The organism is Lentzea kristufekii (genome assembly GCF_033949925.1).
Classification (GTDB): domain Bacteria; phylum Actinomycetota; class Actinomycetes; order Mycobacteriales; family Pseudonocardiaceae; genus Lentzea; species Lentzea kristufekii.
The window spans coordinates 158,312-175,997 of the sequence record NZ_JAXAVV010000002.1 but is presented as its reverse complement, the minus strand read 5'-3'; the positions used below and the strand labels follow the sequence as shown (position 1 = coordinate 175,997).

At 65.1% G+C, this 17,686-nt stretch carries 14 protein-coding genes; 6 read left to right on the top strand and 8 right to left on the bottom strand.

The features are described from left to right. The first annotated feature begins 150 nt into the window (after nt 1-150). Nucleotides 151-354 (top strand): cold-shock protein, encoded by a 204-nt coding sequence (locus tag SK571_RS04335; RefSeq protein WP_030475722.1) that lies wholly within the window; start codon nt 151-153, stop codon nt 352-354. Nucleotides 355-384: 30 nt separating this feature from the next. Here the strand turns inward: SK571_RS04335 and SK571_RS04330 are convergent, their stop codons facing one another. Both SK571_RS04330 and SK571_RS04325 read right to left on the bottom strand, forming a co-directional pair. Continuing rightward, nucleotides 385-1,431 carry an ADP-ribosylglycohydrolase family protein gene (locus SK571_RS04330; protein WP_319982715.1) on the bottom strand — a complete coding sequence of 349 codons (1,047 nt, stop codon included), beginning with the start codon at nt 1,429-1,431 and terminating at the stop codon, nt 385-387. 9 nt (nt 1,432-1,440) lie between these two features. Then, entirely contained in the window at nt 1,441-2,013 is a 573-nt protein-coding gene (locus SK571_RS04325) for a TetR/AcrR family transcriptional regulator (RefSeq protein ID WP_319982714.1), read from the bottom strand. A gap of 59 nt (nt 2,014-2,072) precedes the next feature. Here SK571_RS04325 and SK571_RS04320 point away from each other — a divergent pair, with 59 nt between their 5' ends. Next, a complete protein-coding gene (locus SK571_RS04320) occupies nt 2,073-2,489 on the top strand; it encodes a DUF3995 domain-containing protein (protein WP_319982713.1) in 417 nt (138 codons plus the stop codon). Between the two features lie 82 nt (nt 2,490-2,571). On the opposite strand, the gene SK571_RS04315 is transcribed toward SK571_RS04320, so the two are convergent. Next, nucleotides 2,572-2,982 carry a peptidase inhibitor family I36 protein gene (locus SK571_RS04315; protein WP_319982712.1) on the bottom strand — a complete coding sequence of 137 codons (411 nt, stop codon included), beginning with the start codon at nt 2,980-2,982 and terminating at the stop codon, nt 2,572-2,574. Between the two features lie 262 nt (nt 2,983-3,244). Here SK571_RS04315 and SK571_RS04310 point away from each other — a divergent pair, with 262 nt between their 5' ends. The 3 genes from SK571_RS04310 (at nt 3,245) to SK571_RS04300 (ending at nt 5,809) form a co-directional block, all read left to right on the top strand. Then, nucleotides 3,245-4,126, top strand: a complete 882-nt coding sequence (locus SK571_RS04310) for a BTAD domain-containing putative transcriptional regulator (protein WP_319982711.1) — start codon at nt 3,245-3,247, stop codon at nt 4,124-4,126. A gap of 159 nt (nt 4,127-4,285) precedes the next feature. Further along, entirely contained in the window at nt 4,286-5,107 is an 822-nt protein-coding gene (locus tag SK571_RS04305; protein ID WP_406601949.1) for a phosphotransferase, read from the top strand. A gap of 408 nt (nt 5,108-5,515) precedes the next feature. Beyond that, on the top strand, nt 5,516-5,809 hold the full coding sequence (locus SK571_RS04300) for a hypothetical protein (protein ID WP_319982709.1): 294 nt from the start codon (nt 5,516-5,518) through the stop codon (nt 5,807-5,809). A 198-nt stretch (nt 5,810-6,007) separates the two neighbouring features. On the opposite strand, the gene SK571_RS04295 is transcribed toward SK571_RS04300, so the two are convergent. From SK571_RS04295 to hsdR, 3 genes are read right to left on the bottom strand one after another with little or no spacing between them, the layout of a single operon-like run. Beyond that, nucleotides 6,008-7,609: a restriction endonuclease subunit S gene (locus SK571_RS04295; protein WP_319982708.1), complete on the bottom strand. Its 1,602-nt coding sequence runs from the start codon at nt 7,607-7,609 to the stop codon at nt 6,008-6,010. Next, nucleotides 7,606-9,042 carry a class I SAM-dependent DNA methyltransferase gene (locus SK571_RS04290; RefSeq protein WP_319982707.1) on the bottom strand — a complete coding sequence of 479 codons (1,437 nt, stop codon included), beginning with the start codon at nt 9,040-9,042 and terminating at the stop codon, nt 7,606-7,608. The genes SK571_RS04295 and SK571_RS04290 overlap by 4 nt, the downstream gene beginning before the upstream one ends. After that, the gene (gene hsdR / locus SK571_RS04285) at nt 9,039-11,486 is read right to left on the bottom strand and encodes an EcoAI/FtnUII family type I restriction enzme subunit R (RefSeq protein WP_319982706.1); all 2,448 of its coding nucleotides are present in this window, start codon (nt 11,484-11,486) and stop codon (nt 9,039-9,041) included. Before hsdR ends, SK571_RS04290 begins: the two co-directional genes overlap by 4 nt. A 227-nt stretch (nt 11,487-11,713) precedes the next feature. Here hsdR and SK571_RS04280 point away from each other — a divergent pair, with 227 nt between their 5' ends. Continuing rightward, nucleotides 11,714-12,049, top strand: coding sequence for a hypothetical protein (locus tag SK571_RS04280; RefSeq protein ID WP_319982705.1), 336 nt, complete (start codon nt 11,714-11,716; stop codon nt 12,047-12,049). A gap of 420 nt (nt 12,050-12,469) precedes the next feature. On the opposite strand, the gene SK571_RS04275 is transcribed toward SK571_RS04280, so the two are convergent. Both SK571_RS04275 and SK571_RS04270 read right to left on the bottom strand, forming a co-directional pair. Next, the gene (locus SK571_RS04275) at nt 12,470-14,329 is read right to left on the bottom strand and encodes a DUF1996 domain-containing protein (protein WP_319982704.1); all 1,860 of its coding nucleotides are present in this window, start codon (nt 14,327-14,329) and stop codon (nt 12,470-12,472) included. 182 nt (nt 14,330-14,511) lie between these two features. Further along, the gene (locus SK571_RS04270) at nt 14,512-17,676 is read right to left on the bottom strand and encodes a DUF2961 domain-containing protein (protein ID WP_319982703.1); all 3,165 of its coding nucleotides are present in this window, start codon (nt 17,674-17,676) and stop codon (nt 14,512-14,514) included. Nucleotides 17,677-17,686: the final 10 nt, after the last annotated feature.

Here is a 17,686-nt window from a genome sequence, read left to right as displayed (position 1 = left end):
CGGTGTACGGTAGTGGCATCTGTCATGGTTCCGAAGTACCGTTCGCCCGTGATCGCAGGTCACGGGCGTTTTGCTGTTCAGCGTCTCCGGCCATGACGGATCACACGGCCCCGCACAGTGCGGGCGCCAAATTCATGCTTGGAGTGCACCATGGCCACCGGAACCGTCAAGTGGTTCAACGCTGAAAAGGGCTTCGGCTTCATCGAGCAGGACGGTGGCGGCGCTGACGTCTTCGCCCACTACTCGAACATCGCCGCTCAGGGCTTCCGTGAGCTCCAGGAGGGCCAGAAGGTCTCCTTCGACATCACGCAGGGCCAGAAGGGCCCGCAGGCGGAGAACATCGTCCCCGCCTAGTCCCGCCCTGCCGCCCGCGGCACGAAGGACCTACAGAGCCCGGCCGGATGGTCCATCCGGCCGGGCTTTGTCCTGTCCGGACGTCCGCTCGTGCGCCCCGGCTGCAAGCGCGGCCAGCTGGTCCGCGTACTCGATGCGTGCGACCCAGTCCGCCGGCCAGGCGGCCAGGCCGTGCGCAGCCCCCACGAACGCCCCGGCCAGCGCGGCGATCGAGTCGGAGTCACCGCTGGTCCGAGCCGCCCGCACCAGGCAACGGACCGGGTCGTCGGCGTGCCGGACCGCGCAGTACAGGCCGGTGGCCAGCGCCTCCTCGGCAATCCAGCCCTCGCCGGTGGCAAGGCACGCGTCCAGGCCGTCGTCAGGCCGGGCAAGAGCAGCCACCAGCCGTTCGAGCACCACGGCACACTCGTCCCAGCCGCGGGCGATGAAGTCAGCGGGAGTGGTCGCGCCCGGCATCTGCCACAGCGATCCCAGCCACTCCTCCAGGTAGACCGAGCGCCGTTCACCACAGCGCGCGAGCAGCGCGGCGGGCACGTCGGCCAGTTCGAAGCCGTCGACCAGCAGCCGCGTCGCGCAGGCGGTGAGCTCGGACGCGGCCAGGGCCGTGGGATGGCCGTGGGTCATCGCAGCCTGCAGTTGCGACACCCCGGCAAGCACGTCGAGGTCGAGCCCGGGCACCAGCCCCACCGGAGTCACGCGCATGTTCGCGCCACATCCCTTGGACCCAGCGATGGTCGCCTCCACCCACGGCGCGCCCTCCGCCAGTCCCCCGCACGCGCGCAGACACGTCATCCCAGGCGCGCGGTTGTTCTCCGGGCTGTGCGCCCAGGCCACGAACCGCTCCCGCAACCGCGGCTCGAGCACGTCAGCGGTGTACCGGTCGACACCGTGCAGCGCCCACGCGACCGCGAGCGCCATCTGCGTGTCATCGGTGACCAGCGCAGGATCGCCCACCAGGTCATCCGGCCCGGCAGGACCGAACTCCCGATCGATCTCCCCCACGGTCAGGAACTCCGTCGGCCGGCCGAGCGCGTCCCCGAAAGCCAGCCCGTACAACGATCCCGCGATTCGATCCACAACCCGACCCTAACCACCACCGGGTCCGTCGAGGCTGGTGAGGCTGTCCACCAGGTATGCCAGGGCCTCCGGGTCGTCGACGACCTCCGGCAGCACGTCGGGCGTCGCCCGTCTCAGCTGCACCCAGCCGACGTAGGCGGAGTAGGCGACAACGGCCTGCTGCCGGGCGCGTTCCGGAGGCAGTCCGAGTTCCGCGTAGGCCTCGGCCAGGAACGCGACCCTGCGTTCGGTGACCCGCCGCAGGATCGGCGCGACCACCGGGTCGTCGGCATGCGCCACCAGCGCGGGTTCCAGTCCGCTCGCCGGATCCTCGGTGATCGCGATCCGGAAGAGCCGGCGCAGCTTGTCCCGCGGGTCGGCGATGGCCGCCACCCGAGCGATCACCGCGATGGTGCCCTGCTGCTCCCACCAATCCAGAGCGTCGCGCAGCAGCGCCGTCCGATCGGTGAAGTGCCAGTAGAAGCTGCCTCGCGTCACGCCGAGCCGCTGGGCGAGCGGCACCACGGCCACTGCGCTCACACCGCCCTCGGCCAGGGCGACGAGTGCCGCGGTGAGCCAGTCCTGCTTCGACAGCCGAGCCACGTCCGTACAGTACTGTACGGTCAACCGTGCAGGGGTGTACGGAACGATGGAGGCGCACGATGATGGTGTTGGGTTCGGTCACGGCCACGGTGTTGACGCTGGTCGGCGCCCTGCACGTGGTGTGGATGTTCTCGCCGTGGCCTCTGCGCACCCCCGAGGAGTTCGCCAGCCGAGTGGTGGGCGTTCCGGTGGAGAAGCTGCCGACGGGGCCGGCGACAGGTGCGGTCGCGGTACTGCTCGCGTTGGCCGCGTACCTCGTCGCGGGCCGCGCAGGCGTGGTGCCGGTGCCGGGCCCCAGCTGGCTGGCGGTCGTGGGGACGGCCTGCGTGGCCGCGGTGTTCCTCCTGCGCGGCGCGGGTGGCCTGGTGGTGTCGTCGCGGCAGGACACCGAGTTCGCCCGGCTCGACCAGCGGATCTACTCGCCGCTGTGCCTCGTGCTGGCGGCATGCTGCGCAACGGTCGCCGCGCTGGGGTGACCTCGTTCCCCACAGACCAAGGTCACCGCAGAACGTCGGCTGGGACGAGCCCAGCCGACGTTCTACGAGAGGGTCCTGACCTCTAACTGACAGAGGCACCGGGCTCAGGCAGCACGCCGAAGCCGGCCGGACAGGCCCCGCGCCGGATCGAGCTCGCCCGGTTGGTCGCGAACGCGTCGAAGACCGGGTAGTGGCCGCCGGCAGCCATCTGCGAGAACGGCGAACGGAAGCTGAAGCCGTCGTAGAGGCACCACGGCACCGTGTCGTGGCTCCACGCCGAGCTGATCCTGTTGTTGAGCGAGAACTGGCGGAGATCACCCGCACCGGTGTTGAAGCACGCGTGCTGTCCCGCGTAGTTGTGCAGGTCGAAGACGCCGACGCGCCAGCCGCTGCACCGGTTCGGCACGTGGGCGCTGGCGGACGGGGCGACCACGACCGACACGACCACGGCGGCGGCCGCGGCGAGCAACGCCGCTGCTTTCCTCGCGAGCATGCTGTTCTCCCCCTTCTGTGGATTTCCGACGTACGGGGAATGCTAGGAGGAACGACTCAGCGGACTCTCCATCAATTCTCCACCGGCAAGCTGGCCCCTCTATTGGTGAGCCGAGCCAGCTGACCAGCGACAACGCCCTGACCAGCCGCGTTGCGTTGACACGACCGGCAAGTCCGCAAGCTTCCGATGACATGCCGCCGTCCGAGCGAATGGGCTGAAAATCCGCGGACGACGCGGTTTCATGGGAACCGGGGTGTTCACCATGGGGAAATCCACGAGAACGTTCGGCGCGGCACTGCGCGCCCAGCGGGCCCTGCTCGGCCTGACCCAGCGCGAGGTCGCCGACCGGGCACGGGTCAGCGTGCGCGCGCTGCGCTACATCGAGAACGGGTCGGCGCCGCGCTCGGACCTGTTGCACCGGCTGGCGTCGACCGTAGGTCTCGACTCGGCGGTCTTCACCCGCACACCGTCGGCGCGCATCAGGATCCTCGGCCCGCTGGAGGTCGAGGGCGTGCCGGTGCCGCTGATGCAACGCCGTCTGCTCGGGCTGCTCGCGATGCACCCGAACCAGATCGTGGCGCGCGAGGAGATCATCGACGTGCTGTGGCCGGAGTCGCCACCGCATTCGCACATCCACCTGGTGCACAACTACGTCGCGCGCCTGCGGACGTTCAGCACGGTGGAACGGGCGCACGGCGGCTACCGCCTCGTCGCCGACAGCGACGGGCTGGATCTGGTGCGCTTCAACGAACTCCTGCTGCGCTCGGACCTCGCCGGGCTGAGCGAGGCGGTCAGGTTGTGGCGCGGCTCGGTGCTCGCCGACCTGCCCGCCGAGGTGCGGCTGCACCCCAGCGCGATCGCGTTGCACCAGCGCCGGATCGCCGCCGTGCTGGCACACACCGATCTGGTGCTGCGCACCCCGGGCGAGCCGTTCTCGCCATCGTTGATCACGCTGGCGCACGACGAGCCGTTGCACGAGGGCCTGCAGGCACGGCTGATGCTGGCGCTGGCCAGGACCGGACAGCAGGCGTCGGCGCTGCGCTTGTTCGAGCGAGTCCGCGACCGGCTCGCGGCCGAGCTCGGCGTCGAGCCCCGACGCGACCTGCGGGACGCCCATCTGAGAGTCCTGCGGCAGGAAGTGTGATGCCTTACCCGAAGGGCGTAATGACTTTGCAGCGCATCGCTTAGAGCAACTCCAAGCAGTAGAACGAACAGCGGAGCATGCTCGATGCGCCCAAGGTGAAGGGATCCAGTGCCAGAACAACCTGACCGCTCACCGGTCCTCGGACACCGCGGCCACACGCTGAGCCCGCAACTCAGCGAGGCCGACGCGCAGTTCCGGGAGTGGATGCACGAAAACCTGGATCGCGCCGCGACGCACTTCAACCTCACCATCATCGGGGAACCCTCGCTCGGCTGGCTGGACCGATCGATCAGCGCGCCTGTGCGACGAATCGACGAGCAGATGTGGCTACGGGTGGTGTCCGAGGACAGGCAGTGGATCGCAGGTGAGTTCTGGACCGGAAATCTCGAAGCGAACGCCTTCACAGCCCTGTCCAAGCCGCGCGTCGTCGACGTCTTCGAGTGGGAACACGGACGACACCAACGCGCCGAGCTGATGACATTGGTGCCTGGCTCACCTTGCTCCCGCACCGACGCCCTGCGCCACACGGCCGACCTCCCAGACGAGTGGTGGGCCGAACTGCGCAGAACGAGCAAGTTGATCGCGGCGATGCCGACCGACCGCGTCAACGCCGACCAGGCCTTGGTCACCGGCCGGATGCAGCAGCAGTTCGGGAACTCGGTGAACCCCGTTGTGCGCGAATGGGAAACGGTGCACGGTGACCTGCACTGGGCGAACCTGATGGGCCCGCAGTTCGGTCTGCTGGACTGGGAATCGTGGGGTCGCGGTCCAGTTGGAACGGACGCGGCCACCTTGCTCAGCTACAGCCTTCTCGTGCCGCAGACCGCTGAGCGAGTGCGCGACACGTTCGCTGACGTGCTGGCGACCGACGCCGGACTGCTCGCCCAGTTCTACGTGGCCGCCCGTCTGCTGCACCGCGTCGACAGAGGCGATCACCCGGATCTCGCCGCGCCGCTCAGAAGGCACGTCGACGGCTTGTGACGACGTGACTCCCTGAGTGGGAATCACAGATGGCCCGGACATCGGGGCGTTGCCGGCCCAACCAGTCCTGGCTGTATCGGACCGGAAACGGCGCTGCCTGCGAGCCGGCGCGACAGGCCGCGCGCCATGCGGTCGGCCACAGGGCGCTCGCATGGCTACTGCTTTGCTCACCTGACAAACGCCCCAGCCAACGCGTTTCGCACCGATCCGACTTGACCGCTCACGGCTGGGCGGCTCGTACCGGATCGGCATGCTGCGGTTGCAACGAGCAGCATCTGGCCGGGATCACGAAGGCGAAAACCCAGAACCAGCCGACGAATACCGCGCTCTGCGACCGCACGTCCGGCCGTAACGACCTGACTTGCCGCACAGCGTGGACAGCGCGCTGCTTGCCGATGTCTCCGAGGTGTGAGCCGTCCTGTCACGATCCAGGTGTGCGTCTCTCCAAACGACCTGCCCCGGATTCTCGTAGTGGAAGCCAAAGCCCTACAGGGCCACCAGGCCGCGGCGCTCGCCGGACTTCGCCACGATTACCAGATCGGTGTTCGCCAGACGGTATTCGACACAGCGGCGTTCGCTGGCGGCCTCGACGTCGATGCCAACACGATGTCGCTTAGCACGCCGGTGCGGGAGATGCTCCTGCATCTAGCCGACGAGCCGCGCGGCATCTTCGGAGAGCTGACCACGCTGCCCTTTGGCTAGACCCGCGGATCACCCGAAGGCACCGAGACGGCCCTGAGGCCGCCGGACCGTCTCGGACGAGGGTGACACAGGGAACGAGTTTCTGCGACACGCTCTTAAGCATTTTTGGCATTCAATGGGCCGCGACGAGAACTTCGACATCACGGGTGCGCGTCGAGCACCCAAGAATTAGCGAAAACGAGCTTCAAAACCGCAAAATTATGCTGCGATATGATCACGTAGCGACCTTACCACTGCCATCAGCTGGACAACCCTGTCAACAATGCGATGCTGTTCTTCTACAGGAGGCACGGGAATGGGCTGTCGTTCCATAGCCTTCTTGTTAGCTTCCCGGAAGGTCACCGACGGCGCGGCCGCATCTATCTCTGGCGCCCAGTATCGTAGCCAAAAATAGACGAACTCGGACACGAGTCCGCGACGAGGCACAAACGACTTGAAACCCTGATTTGTGGATGCCGGCTGTTCGAGAATCGCGACATAGCCGATAGGTGCCCGGCTTGAGAAGAGTACCGACCCGGCGGGTAGCGGTTGCGCTGAGCACGACTTGAGGCCGGCCTCGGTCAGGAATCGCCTGCTAGCCGGCGCGTACATAGAGGCGTTTCCGCCCAGATCAGCAGGCGTGAACCAAGGCAGGCCGAGCGATGGATCATAAGTGAAGCAACCATCTTGCCCTGAGCGTGGCGTACCTCCACCGACAACATTTCCCGCTACGCCCAAAGTGGTCCAAGCCCACGAGTCCGGTATGGGAAAAGGAGGATCTTTAAGGAGGTTGAACGCTGCGCCAGCCAGCTCTTTCTTTTTTGATGACTCCGCGAATTCCGCAACCAAGGCATGCCCGTCGAAATCCGAGCTACGCTGGGGCACCAGCTGGCCGGATACAGCCAATCCGAATATGGTTCGTTCGACCTCATCCACGTCCTCGGATGTTCGGATCAGCTTGTCTGCGTGGTCTAGGAGCAACTTCTCCCGTCGACGCACGAGGGCATTGCACGCAGCAACAGTCGTAGCGCGACGGCGGGCCGCAAGCTCATCTTTTTCAACCTCAAAACTGTCGATCAGCGAAAGAATGGCCTCAACTCTCTCAACTATTCGCACCTGCTCACTTCGACTTGGCAGAGCCAATGGGAACTGCCCAAGACTGGTACCATTGATATTGGACTGGCTGATTGCATCCGTCTTCACGCGATTCGCCCATTCTCGCCCTGCTGACGAACCCAGCCACAGGTTGACGAAGTCTGGCTCTACGTCGGGGTGAAGACGAACACGAATCAGGTAAGATGCAAACGTAAAGGGACCGCCACCATGGAATACCGCCGACTTTCCAACCAGGGCGGCGCTATTGGTTCGGTTAAACAGAATGTCGCCATGCTCGAGCATCAAGTGCTTCAAGTCCGGCGTCAGAGGAAGGTACTTGAGTTTGTCAAACTCAAGGCGCTGCTTCTGAATATTCCCCATCCGAAGAACCGGCACTTCTCCGGAATCGGATGTCTTGAGAGACGTGCCATATCGAATGTCCGTTGAAATGCACCCAAGCATCGTGGGAGCCCACGTTTCGGGTACGCTGACGCCAATCTGAGGCCGCTCTACACCCTTGAGCTTCTTGGCGGGCTTTTCATCTTCAAGGGCATGGACAACAGATGACAGGTATTCAGCTGCGTCTTCTGCGTCATCGCATTCTGGTACGAGTCGGCCAGAAACGGCGAGATCGAGCACGGCGCGGCGAATCTGCGGAATCTGCCCGGGAATCATGAGCAATTCGCTCAGACTATCGCAAAGCGATGAGATGTCCTTGATAATCATTCCGCATCCAAAGCTTCACGAAGAAGGTTCGTCAGAGTGTGCACAATACGATCGACCTCTGATTGCTTGGCACGGTAAGCCTCGAGCAGTTCAGCAGGGTCGCGCTGTTCATCACTCTTTCGCCTGGGGTTCTTGACATCAAGGTTGAAGTTCGCGCCCGCTATATCTTCAACTGGAACGCGCCACGCAACTTCATTTTCCACTCGATCGTGCCACCAAGCACGCTCGGCGTCAAAATCTTCTACCCGGATGGGGTAGGTCTTGTTGTAGGCCTTAGCTCCAACAGGAAGCCGATGTTCGTAGTACCAAATCTCCTTTGTGGGCTCACCTTTCTCAAAAAACAGCATATTGGTCGCGATCGGCGTGTACGGAGCGAAAACGCTTCCAGGAAGACGAACGATTGTGTGAAGGTTACATTCGCTCAGCAGCTTCTCCTTGATCCGGGAAGTGGCCTGCTCTCCGTAAAGCGTGCCGTCAGGTAGAACTATTCCGGCACGCCCGCCTTGCTTAAGAAGTCGCATGATGAGAACGAGGAAAAGATCTGCAGTTTCACGCGTGCGCAAGTCCTGAGGGAAGTTTTGCTCGACACCCGGTTCTTCTACACCCCCGAAGGGCGGGTTCGTGACAACCACATCGACTCGATCCGATGGTCCATAATCTCGGAGCGGCCTAGTGAGGGTGTTGGCGCGTCGGATGCCTGTGGGTGCATCGATCCCGTGGAGGATCATGTTGGTCAGGCAGAGCAGGTGCGGCAACTGCTTCTTCTCTGTGCCTCGCAACGAAGATTGCAGTACAGCTTCATCATCACCGGTCTTCACCTGCTTGCGCAAGTGATCAATGGTGTTGGCCAGAAAGCCGCCGGTCCCGCATGCAGGGTCCAGCACGACTTCCCCAAGCTTGGGGTTCACCATCTCGACGATGAACTGCGTCAGTGCTCGCGGCGTGTAGTACTCACCAGCGTTGCCTGCGCTCTGCAGATCCTTGAGAAGCTTTTCGTAAAGATCATTGAACTGATGGCGGTCCTTCCGAACCGTGAAGTCAATTGAGTTGATCTTGTTGATGACCTGACGCAGCAGTGTTCCGCTCTTCATGTAGTTGTACGAATCCTCAAACGCTTCGCGAACGATCAGCGCGCGAGGATTGACTCCGCCAGGAAGCTTACGAAGAGCCGGGAACAGGCGGTTGTTGACGAAGTCGTTCAGGTCATCGCCAGTACGTCCCTCTTCCTCGCCGGCCCAAGCTCGCCATCGATACTCCGCCGGCACAGCTGGCTGGTACCCATCGGTCATCAGCTCCAGTTCTCGCTCAGTGTCGTCGAGGATCTTAAGGAAGATCATCCAGACGAGTTGGCTGAGACGTTGCGCGTCACCGTCCACGCCCTGGTCCTGCCGCATGATGTCCTGGATGGACTTGATCAGAGTGGACGAAATCACTGTGTCTCCTGGTATAGCTGCTGCCCAAGGTCGTGCACGGCCTTGAGGTAGGTCTCGCGGGTTCCGAAAGACCGAATGAGCTCCATAGGCCCGCCCATCGAGCGGAACGGCTCTACCCGCAAGACGCCGATGTCCTCAATCGACCGCACGCCAGATTCGACGTACTTGTCGATCAACGCTTCCAGCACGGAACGCATCTGGCCTGTGTACTTATTGAGGTAACCGCTCGCGCGAATCGTGTCTGCTCGCTGCCGACGCTCGACTGGCTGACGTTCGTATGCAACGTCAAGTGCCATGTCGAACGGATCAAGCTCCAGCCCCAGCTGCTCCACGAGATCTTCCAGCGGAATACCAGCGTCCAGCAGCTCGTCCAGCAAGGAAGATCGTTGTTCCGCGGTCAACCAGGCACTCACGAAGACGTCCACAGTGGGGTACCGATCTAGCAGGTTTTTGCGAACGAACTCCTTGAGGCTTGACGTCAGCGGTTTCCCATCGGTTCCGAGCATCTGGACCTGTTCGCCGATGATCGTGACCTGCTGGCCGCTGACCACGATTCGCTTGCGACGAACCTTGCGTGCTCCTGGCAGCTCGACCCACTGTTCCAGTTCGTACTCGGTGGCGTCTTCGGTCTCATCGATGTCATCCAGCTCTTCGACGGCGTGGCTCATGCCGCCGTCGGGCTGCAACTCGTAGACCACGACCGGGTCGCCGTCGAACTCTGCATCAGCGAACAGCCTGGTGGCGTTCTTGAAATCCATGATGACGAAGAACCACTTGTCGTAGTCCGTCCGCACGCGGGTGCCACGACCGATCATCTGTTTGAAGTCGGTCATGCTTTCGATCCTGCTGTTCATCACAATGAGCTTGCAGGTCTGAGCGTCGACCCCCGTGGCGAGGAGCTTCGAGGTCGTCGCGATAACCGGGTAGGGAATTTCCGGGTCGATGAAGTTGTCGATCTCCCGCTTGCCCTGTTGGTCGTCGCCGGTGATCTGCATGACGTAACGAGAGTCCTTGCGGACTTCATCAGCGTTCAAGTTCGCCAGAATTCGCCGCATGCGATTCGCATGTGGGATGTCCTCACAGAAGACGATGGTCTTCGCGAACCTGTCGGTGCTCTTCAGGTACTCGGTGATCCGCTCTGCAACACGCTTGTCGCGCTCAGGAAAAATGATCGTGTTGTCGATTTCTTCGTCAGTGTAGTGCCGGTCGGGAATCAGGGTTCCAGAATCGTCGACCTGCCCCTCTTCAGGACGCCAGCCAAAAGTATCGACGTCCAGCGCCATGCGGATGACCTTGTAAGGAGCCAGGAACCCGTCGTCGATGCCCTGCTTCAGCGAGTAGGTGTACAGCGGGTCACCGAAGTAATCGATGTTGCTGACGGTCGCCGTCTCTTTTGGTGTTGCTGTCAGCCCGAGCTGGGTCGCCGAGCCGAAGTATTCAAGGATGCCCCGCCAGGCGCTATCCTGTCTAGCACTGCCTCGGTGACACTCATCAACGATCACCAGATCAAAGAAGTCGGGCGAGAACTGCTTGTAAACATTGTCCACTTCCTCAGAACCACTGACAGCTTGATAGAGCGACAGATAGAGTTCGAAGCTCTTGTCAACTGCCTTGCTCCCGGCGTCGTCCGCATCATCTGGATTTGCAACCCTTGTGATGGTGCCGCGTGAGGCGCTCAGCTTCGCCATGCGCCCGTTGAACATGGCGAAGTCGTTCATCATCGTCTGATCGATCAAAATGTTTCGATCAGCAAGAAACAACACCCGCGCTTGGGACTTCCTGGGGTTGATGGCCTTGAAACACTCCATGAAACGCCAGATGATTTGAGCGGCGGTGTAGGTCTTGCCCGTGCCGGTTGCCATTACAAGCAGCAGCCGCTTCTGCCCCTTTGCGATTGCTTCCATCGCCCGGTTGACTGCTATGCGCTGGTAGTAACGTGGCCTGCGTCCGGACCCATCGTCGTAGAACCGGCTCGCGATGACCGGCTCGTCAGCGTCTACGATGCCTTTCCACTGCTTATAGATGTCATAGAGCTCCGCGCGTGACGGAAACGCTTCAAGGGGTATCTCGACCTCGACCTCTGGTCGTACGCCGGTCCGGTCATGCCACACGAACGAGTCCCCGTTGCTGGTGAAGACTGAGGGCACATCGAGCTGCTCGGCGTACTCAATGGCTTGCTGCATGCCAGCGCCCGGCTCGTGGTTGTTGTCCTTGGCCTCGACCAGGGCAATTGGCAGGTTAGGACGCCACTCCAGGAGGTAGTCCACCTTCTTGGGCTTCTTCCGCACCCCCTTGTTGCCAACCACCTGGATGCGTCCAGCCGAGAAGTAGTAGTACTCCTCACGGAGCGAGGTCAGTGGCCAGCCAGCGGTACTCAGGGCAGGCGTGATGAACCGAGTGCGAATCTCTGTCTCGGTCAACTGGGCCTTGTCCGGATCGCTCACGCGGTGATTCTACGGACCATGACCGACAGCCACGGGCAGGGCGCGCACGCGGCCGCCACACGAGCCAGGCTGTCCCGGTTTCCTCCACTGACGTGCAAGACGAGCAGCACCGGCGCCACAGGTTCAGTCCGGGTGAGTCGCACAGAGCAGTTCCTGTAGGCCCTTCTGTTCGCTGCCGTCCGGGCCGCCGGTCGACTCAAAGCCTGGCGGCAGCATGGCAAGGGCGCGTGAAACACCACGTCGTGGAGAGCACGCACGGGTCTCAGCTCGCCGTCGAGCAGGCCTGCTACAGGCTTTGGTTCGCCGATCAGCTCAACGACGGCTATGCGCTACTGCATCACGACGCCGCGCTCACGGCCTTCACCGCCATCAACGCCCACGGAGACCGACCACCAACGGTGGCGGACGTCCTGGAGGCCTTGCGGCGAGTGAAGATCGACGGTGCCACGGGCACGATCTCTTTTGACCACGCGGGAAAGCCCATCGGCAAGCCGATTCCGGTGCTCGAGTTCCCGCAGCGGTCACCCGATCGGATCCCCTACGTCACGGGCGGACCGAGGTGACCACTCAGCTGAGTCTTCATCCGGTTCTGGTCAGGCCGTCACCGCGCTGTTGAAGCTGTACACCGCGGCTGCGGAGGTGGGGAGGACCCGCGGCACCGGACCACGCAGGCCTACACGCTTCCACTCGCCGAGCCAGACCCGTTCGAGTACCGGAACGCCGGGACATGGGAGGTGCAGCGTCCAGCGGATGACGAGGCTACGGAGCGCAGGCGCGTGCGGCGAAGGTGGGGCAGGCGGTACAGCGGCAGTCGCCAGGGTGCTGGCCGGCGTGTTCGCATGGGACGGTGGCCTCGGAGAGGAGTTGGAATGCCGCCCCGCCTGCTCTCTCGGAGGTGTTCGCGATCCGGCATCAAGCGAGGGGAGCCTTCCCGGACTGAACTGAGGTCCAGGAAGGCTCCCCTGCGGTGAGTCAGGAGACGGTCAGGAGCACTTGCGACCGTCGTTCACGCACTTCACGATCTTCGCCATCGTCTGGTCGGAGTTGACGTTGGCGTAGTCGTTGTGGTCGGAGAACGGGTTGTGGTTCTCCTCCGGGAACGCGTCGAGCTGGTACTGGCCCTTCTGCTGGATGTCGCGGGAGATGTTGTAGGAGATGCTGATCCGCAGCTGCGGGATGGCCTTGAAGCCCTGCGGGCACGCGCCGGTCTGCTTGTCGGCGAACCGGACGTGGTCGCGGTGGTTGGCGCTGTCGGCGTTCTTGCCGTCCCAGCAGCCCGCGAAGTCGTGCACCCGCATGACCTTGCTGCCGTTCGGGCAGATCACGTACTTGTCGGACAGGCGGTCCTCGAACCCGCTGCAGGTCCACGTGGCGCGGGCGTTGGCGGGGCCGCGGCTGGTCGGCTTGGCGTCACCGACGACCATCTTCAGGAACTTCGGCATGGCCGTGACCTTGCTGGTCGCGTTGCCGCGGTACTCGATCTTCACCTGGGCCGGCCGGACGATCTTGCCGTTGTTGCCGACGAGCTCCAGGTTCTTGCCGGTGGGAGCGGCCAGGGGCGGCGGGGCGACGGTCGTGGTGGTGGCACCGCCGTTGTTGTTGCCCCCGTTGTTGTTGCCGCCGTTGTTGTTCCCGTTGCCGTTGCCGTTGCCGTTGTTCCCGCCGTTGTTCTCGTTGCCGCCCTCGTCGCCCTCGTTGAGACCGCACTTCGCGAGGCGGTCGAGCCCCTGCGGCTTCTCGGCGTTGCGGCCGATCGCGATCGCGATCCGGTCGAGGGTCGCGACCCGCTTGTCCTTCAACGGCCCGAGGATCGCGTTGTCGATGAAGTTCGCCCCGCCCTGCCCCTTGGTGGTCACCAGGCGCTGGTTGGCTTCGGCGATCTGCTTGTCCAGCTGGTCGAGGTTGTTGTCCACCTCGTCCAGAGCCTGGTCCGGCACGCCCGGCAGCGCCTCGCGCGCCGACGGGCACTTGATCGTCGGCGTGGCGGCGTCCTGCTCGGCGCCGTTCTGCTCGGCCTGCTGGAGAACACCATCTGCGGCGAACTTGCGCGGCTTCGACGAGTGGTTGCCGTGGCCGGCGCCCCCGTGGCCCCACCGCAGGTCGCAGTCGGCGAGCGGCGTGAGGTTCGGCTTGCGCGCGGACCGGCTGAGGGCGTTCGCGATGCGTTCGAGGGTGGCGACCCGCTTGCTGCGCAGCGGGCCGAGAACGGTGTTGTTGACGAAGTTCGGGTCGCTGGGGTTCTGGGCTCGCGCCACCCGGTCGTTGGCTTCCTTGAGCTGCTGCGCGAGCTCTCGGAGGTTGCGGATGACCTCGTCGCGCACCCGCTGCGGAACGGCGGGCAGGCGCTGGGAGACACCTGGGCACGCGACCTCGCCCGGGCCGTTCTCCTTGATCTTGTCGGGGTTGGAGCCGACGTCCTGCGGGTTGGCCTTGGGGTTGATGCGCACGACCGGCCAGAAGTAGGACGAGCGGTCACCGTTGCGGCAGGTCGTCTCCGAGTCGACCAGGCTCTCGTCGGTCGACTCCGCACTGATCGACAGGTTGCCCACGAAGTCGTGGACGTGTTGGGCACCGTGCTTCAGACCCGGCTGGGCGACCGGGTTGTCGGCACTGAACTTGCCCTGCTCGTTCGTGCCGCAGTCGACCGTGAACACGCCACTGGCGCCGTTCTTGCCGACCTTCGGCTCGACGACGTTCTTGGCGACCCGCTCAATGGGCGCGAACGCACCGAGCGGTGCGGGCTCACCGTCCTTGGCGGCCAACGCCACCGTGGCGGTACCCGCAGCGACCACGGCCACCGCCGACAACGAAGCGATCAGGCGAAACTTCCGTCTGTCCGTCACGCGGTGCGTCATACGTACTCCTCGTTCAAGCGGCGCATGTACGGGAGTACGTATGACGAGGTTCATCGGCTCAACCGAATTGTTACCGGCGACCACGACCGTCAATGCCGGTGGTACGACTGGGCCGAACGGCGGCCTCGCGATCATCGGTCGCCACGGCGACCGGGCCAGGGCAGGACCAGTCAGATCGACGGGCGGGGCAGCTCCACGCCGAAGGCGAACTGGTCGTGCCACTTCACGCCGTCACCCGCGAAGCCGGTGCCGGTGGAGGTGGCCACGTACACGTCCCCCGCGCCACCCCGGGTGAACGTGACGACGTCCGCGCGGCCGTCACCGGTGAAGTCGGCGACACCGGGCACCTCGTCGCCGACCGCGAACCGCTCGTGCCACACCGCGGCGGCTCCGAAGGCGAACCTGGTCGACCGGGCCACGAGCACTTTGCCGCCGCTGAAGGTGACGGCGTCGGCCCGGCCGTCACCGTCCACGTCCCCCAGCGACGGCCGTCCAGGGAGGTTCGCGTGCCAGCGGACGCCGTCACCCGCGAACGACGAACCCGTGGACATCGCGGCGTACACCGCGCCACCCGTGAACGTGACGATGTCGTCGCGTCCGTCGCCGTTCACGTCACCGACCGCCGGGGTCTCCGCGCCGAGCGCGAAGCGGTCGTGCCACTTCTCGGAGGTTCCGGCGAACGACGAGCCGGTGGACAGCGCCACGTACACGTCACCACCGTCGCCGCGGGTGAACGTGACGATGTCGTCCCGGCCGTCGCCGTTGAAGTCACCCACGAGCGGGATCTCGTCGCCGGCCGCGAAGAACCCGTGCCACCGCCAGGCGTCCTGCACGAACCTGGAGCCGTCGGACAGCGACACGAAGACCTTCGCGCTCCGGCCTCGGGTGAACGTCGCGACGTCCGCCCTGCCGTCACCGTCGAAGTCACCGGTCAGCGGGATCTCGCCGCCGACCGCGAAGTTGTCGTGCCACTTCGCGGACGTGCCCACGAACCTGGAGCCGTCCGACCTCGCGACGAACACGTCGGCGGTGTCACCACGGGTGAACGTCGTGACGTCCGCCCTGCCGTCGCCGTCCACATCGGACGGCAGAGCCTGCTTCACGGTCGCCGACACCACGGCCGACGGCCCGCTCGCGTTGCCCGCCGCGTCCACGGCGACGACCCGGTAGTGCCACGTGGAGCCGACGGTGAGCGCGGCGTGCCGGAACGAGGTGGTGCGACTGGTGCCGAGCAGCGTCTGCGGGGTGATCGGCACGGACGCCGACCGCGAGCCGTACACCCGGTATCCGTCCACGCCGACGTCGTCGGTGCCCGGTTTCCAATCCAGGCCCAGAGAACGCGCCCGCGTGCCGGTGAACGCGACCTGGGGCGCGGTGGGGGCACTCGTGTCCGCGACCGGCTCGCCCAGCGACTCCACCGCATACCGGGCCGCCGTCCACGGGCCGCTCGGCCGCAGCGTCACGGTGAGCTGCGCCTTGTCCGTGGCGGGCAACGTGAACGAGTCCTCCAGCCAGCGCGAGGTGCTGTTGTGCAACGGCTGGTGCCAGGTGCCGGCGTGGGTTCCGTCCACCAGCACCTCCGCGCGCGCCGGCGCGGCCTGGTCGCTCGTGCGGCGCAGCACGACACCACGACTGCCCGGTGTGACGGCTATCCGGAACGACACGGGGCCCGTGCTCGTGTGGACGTCGTCGCGCACCGGCACGTCGTTGTCGTCGCCTTCGAACTGGGCGGTCAGCTCCGACTGGGTGCCACCCGTCCCGGTCCAGCCGTGAGCGGCCCGGCTCGCCGCGTCTCCGGCGTCGAGCACGTCGGTCCGCCTGCTCGACGGCTCCGGCCGCGTGTACAGGTACGCGGTCGACGCGTAGTCGGCGTCGAAGGTGTTGCTCGGACCGTGTTCGATGCCGAACCGCAGCGCGCTGGAGTAGCCGATCGCGTCGGCCAGCAGCAGCCGGTAGACGCTGTCGCACTCGCGCGGGCAGCCGGAGGTCTCCTTCTGGTGCAGGGTGTTGCCGTTGAGCGGCGCGCTGAACTCCTGGCGGTGGAAGTACCAGCCGCCCTCGTAGAAGTCCTCCGTGCCGGTGCCGTGCCAGGACGGTGAGGGCGAGGAGTCCACATGCACCCGTTCGTCACCCTCCAGGTACTCGCGGAGGTGCCCGGTGGATTCCAGGCCGCGCATCGTCTGCGTGACGCCGACGAGCTTGCCGCGTCCGCCCGCGTCGGCGATCGTCCAGTCCCGGCCGTCCTCGGTCCGGCCGGCGCGCGACTGGGTGGTGAAGTGGCCGGACGACTCGGTCCACGCCCGCGGTGCCGACGTCACCTCGGAGGTGACGGTCACGGCCGTTCCCGGGTTCACGAGCTCGACCAGCGCGGAGGACCGGTACGGCATGGGCCACCAGCTGGTGTGCCACGGCCCGTCCATCGCGAACATGAGCGACCGCACGGCGGCCTGTCCCAGTCCGCTGCCGAAGAACTCGCCGACCGGACTGTCCACAGTGGTCTTCCCGTCGAACGTGAGCCGCAGCCGCAGCGAGTTGTCGTACGCGGGCAACCTGAGCCGCAGGGCGTTGATGCTGCCCGGTCCGGTCAGCTGCGCGAGCGGCACCCGGCCGCCGGCCGGAACCCTCACCGTCCTGGTGGCGGTCGTGGAACCGGGCGCGGCCGGCTTCGGATCACGGGTGCCGGAGGCGCGCAACGTCGCCAGGACGTCCTCCGCGCGATCGGACCTGTCGAACGCGCGCACCCCGTCCGCCGAGGCGAAGTCGCGGTACGCCACGTGGTAGAAGTTCGGGTTGTGCTGCACGGTGATCCGCATGGATTCCCGATAGGGCATGGGAACCTTGACGTACACGCCACCAGAGCTCTGGTCGGCGTTCGCGACCAGGGGGTGCACGAACGGCGCGCCCTCCCTGCCGTCGACCAGTTCCTGCAACGGGCGCTGCACGACGGTGCGACCGTCGAGTTCGACGCGGATCCAGCCCGTGGCGCTCACGTCGCCCTCCCGGCCGCCGGCGCCCTGGGTGAACCAGATCGACGCGACCTCGCCGGGGCCACTGCGTTCGGCGAGCACGCATCCGGTGTCGTCCTTGCGCAGACAGGAGTACACACCGCTGAAGCCGTCGCCGGTGTTGCTGCCGTCGCGCCCGAAACTGGAGAACTGCCCGGTGCGCGCCGAGTTCAGCTGAGGAAGCCGGTCGAGCTCGCGGTAGGTGTCCCAGCCGACCGGCCCGTTGTCCGGTGCCGGTGCCGGTGCCGCCTGTGCGGCGGGGAGGGCGAGCGCACTCGCCGCGAGGATGATCGCGGCGAGTGCGGAGCCCCCGATGGAACGGGAGTTCATCGGATGCCTT

Excerpts from the sequence above, each read along its gene's own strand:
- SK571_RS04335 (WP_030475722.1), top strand. The coding sequence starts at position 151 with ATGGCCACCGGAACCGTCAAGTGGTTCAACGCTGAAAAGGGCTTCGGC.
- SK571_RS04320 (WP_319982713.1), top strand. The coding sequence starts at position 2,073 with ATGATGGTGTTGGGTTCGGTCACGGCCACGGTGTTGACGCTGGTCGGC.
- SK571_RS04315 (WP_319982712.1), bottom strand. The coding sequence starts at position 2,982 with ATGCTCGCGAGGAAAGCAGCGGCGTTGCTCGCCGCGGCCGCCGCCGTG.
- SK571_RS04310 (WP_319982711.1), top strand. The coding sequence starts at position 3,245 with ATGGGGAAATCCACGAGAACGTTCGGCGCGGCACTGCGCGCCCAGCGG.
- SK571_RS04295 (WP_319982708.1), bottom strand. The coding sequence starts at position 7,609 with ATGATTATCAAGGACATCTCATCGCTTTGCGATAGTCTGAGCGAATTG.
- SK571_RS04270 (WP_319982703.1), bottom strand. The coding sequence starts at position 17,676 with ATGAACTCCCGTTCCATCGGGGGCTCCGCACTCGCCGCGATCATCCTC.